General features: G+C 68.9%; 3 protein-coding genes. All 3 read right to left on the reverse strand.

All coding sequences use genetic code 11. From position 1 onward, the window contains the following. On the reverse strand, positions 1 to 252 hold a 252-nt coding region (locus ABZ135_RS38680), incomplete at its 3' end, for an adenosylhomocysteinase (protein WP_356703095.1). Next, positions 230 to 1,216 (reverse strand): methylenetetrahydrofolate reductase [NAD(P)H], encoded by a 987-nt coding sequence (gene metF / locus ABZ135_RS38685; protein WP_356703097.1) that lies wholly within the window; start codon positions 1,214 to 1,216, stop codon positions 230 to 232. The genes metF and ABZ135_RS38680, both read right to left, overlap by 23 nt. Beyond that, positions 1,213 to 2,607 (reverse strand): vitamin B12 dependent-methionine synthase activation domain-containing protein (locus ABZ135_RS38690; RefSeq protein ID WP_356703099.1); only part of this gene is annotated, 1,395 nt, incomplete at its 5' end. The genes ABZ135_RS38690 and metF, both read right to left, overlap by 4 nt.

Genomic DNA, 2,607 nt, shown 5'->3' on the forward strand with positions numbered 1-2,607 from the left:
CCAGCGGACCTGGGCGCCGAGGGCGACGAGGGTTTCGATGAGGACGGCGGTCTGCACGGTCATGTGGAGGGAGCCGGTGATCCGGGCGCCCGCCAACGGCTGGGCGGCGGCGTATTCGCGGCGGATCGCCATGAGCCCGGGCATCTCGTGCTCGGCCAGCGTGATCTCCTTACGGCCGAACTCCGCCAGACCGATGTCGGCAACCTTGAAGTCGGTGAAGTCGGTGAAGTCAGCGCTCGGCTGAGAGGACATACTCGGCACTCCTCGTGCTGGGGGCGGTCATGCTGCGGTGGACGGTCGGGTTGCTCCGACTGCTGTGACTGCTGTGGCCGTGCTGGCTGTTCTGGCCGTTCTGGATGTTCTGGTGGATCTCGAGGGTCGCGAGGGACTTGTTGAGCGTGATGTAGTGCAGGCCGGGCGCACCCTCGGCGAGGAGCCGCTCGGCCATGAGGGTGGCGTGCTCGACTCCGATGCGGTGACTGTCGTACGGGTTGTCGCGGGCGGCCTCCAGGCGGTGGGCCAGGTCCTCCGGGAAGGCCGCGTCCGACAGCTCGGCGAACCGGCGGATCTGGCGTACATCGGTGGCGGGCATGATCTCCGGGATGATCGGCGTGTCACAGCCGGCCACGTCCACCCGGTCGCGAAGCCGCAGATAGTCCTCCGGGTCGAAGAACATCTGCGTGATCGCGTAGTCCGCCCCCGCCCGGCACTTCGCGATGAAGTACCGGATGTCGCTCTCCCAGTCGGGGGAGCGGGGGTGGCGCTCCGGGAAGGCGGCGACGCCGATGCCGAAGTCGCCCAACTCGCGGACCAGGGACACCAGCTCGTGGGCGTGGGTGAATCCCTCGGGGTGCGGGACCCAGGGGGCGTTCGGGTCGCCCGGTGGGTCGCCGCGCAGGGCGAGCACGTCCCGCACGCCGGCGTCCGCGTACTGGCCGATGATGTGGCGCAGTTCGGCGACGGAGTGGCCGACGGCCGTCAGATGGGCGACGGGGCGGAGGGTGGTCTCGGTGACGATCCGCTTGGTGACGTCGATGGTGCGGTCCCGGGAGGAACCGCCCGCGCCGTAGGTCACGGACACGAACGTCGGCGACAGCGCCTCGATCCGCCGGATGGCGTCCCACAGGGCCTGCTCGCCCTTGTCGGTCTTCGGCGGGAAGAACTCGAAGGAGAAGGAAGGGGTTCCGCTCGCGAGCACGTCGCGCACGGTGGTCATCGGCGGCCTCCCGCGTTGAAGTAGCTGGCCCCGGGGTGGTGGACGACGAAGGCGTCCGTCGACTGCTCGGGGTGGAGCTGGTACTCCTCGGAGAGCACGACCCCGATCCTTTCCGGCTTGAGGAGTGCGGCGATCTTGGCGCGGTCCTCCAGGTCGGGGCAGGCGGGGTAGCCGAGGGAGTAGCGGCAGCCCTGGTACTCGGTGCGGAGCATGCCCTCGATGCCGGTGGGCTCCGAGGCGCCGGCGATGCCCCACTCGGCCCGCACCCGCCCGTGCCAGTACTCCGCCAGCGCCTCCGCCAACTGCACGGACAGGCCGTGGAGTTCGAGGTAGTCGCGGTAGGAGTCGGATGCGAAGAGGCGGGCGGTGGCCTCGCCGACCTTGGAACCGACGGTGACCATCTGAAGGGCCAGGACATCGGTCTCGCCGGACTCTTCCGGGCGGAAGAAGTCGGCGAGGCAGAGGCGGCGGCCCCGCTCCTGGCGGGGGAAGGTGAAGCGGGTCCGCTCGCCTCCGTCCTCGTCCAGGACGATCAGATCCTCGCCCTTGGACACACAGGGGAAGTAGCCGTATACCACGGCCGCTTCCAGGAGGTGGTCCGTCTGGAGCCGGTCCAGCCACCCGCGCAGGCGCGGCCGGCCCTCCGACTCGATGGTCTCCTTGTCCTTCAGACCCCACTGCCCCTTGAACAGGGCGCCCTCGTCGAGCCAGGACGCGTACTCGGCGAGCTGGATGCCCTTGACGACCCGCGTCCCGAGGAACGGCGGCTCGGGTACGGGGTTGTCGGTGGCGACATCGGATCGGCCGCCGGGCTCCGGCACCCGCTCGCGCACCTCGTCCAGGACCGGGGCCTCCCGCTTGGGCACGCGCCGCTGCTTGAGCTCCGGCAGACTCGCCCCCGGGACACCCCGCTTCACGGCCATGAGGGCGTCCATCAGGCGCAGGCCCTCGAACGCGTCGCGGGCATAGCGGACCTCGCCCTGATAGATCTCGTGCAGGTCCTGCTCCACATACGCCCTGGTCAGCGCCGCACCACCAAGGATCACCGGATACTTCTCCGCAAGCCCCCGGCCGTTCAGCTCCTCCAGGTTCTCCTTCATGATCACCGTGGACTTCACCAACAGCCCGGACATGCCGATCACGTCGGCGGAGTGCTGTTCCGCAGCTTCCAGGATCGCGGAGACGGGCTGCTTGATGCCCAGGTTGACGACGTTGTAGCCGTTGTTGGAGAGGATGATGTCGACGAGGTTCTTGCCGATGTCGTGGACGTCACCTCGCACGGTCGCCAGGACGATGGTGCCCTTGCCGTCGGCGTCCGTCTTCTCCATGTGGGGTTCGAGATAGGCCACCGCCGTCTTCATGACCTCCGCCGACTGGAGCACGAACGGCAA

Source organism: Streptomyces sp. NPDC006339 (genome assembly GCF_040612775.1).
In the GTDB taxonomy this organism is placed as follows: Bacteria; Actinomycetota; Actinomycetes; order Streptomycetales; family Streptomycetaceae; genus Streptomyces.

Coding starts and splice junctions, on each gene's coding strand:
- metF (WP_356703097.1), bottom strand. CDS start 1,216: ATGACCACCGTGCGCGACGTGCTCGCGAGCGGAACCCCTTCCTTCTCC.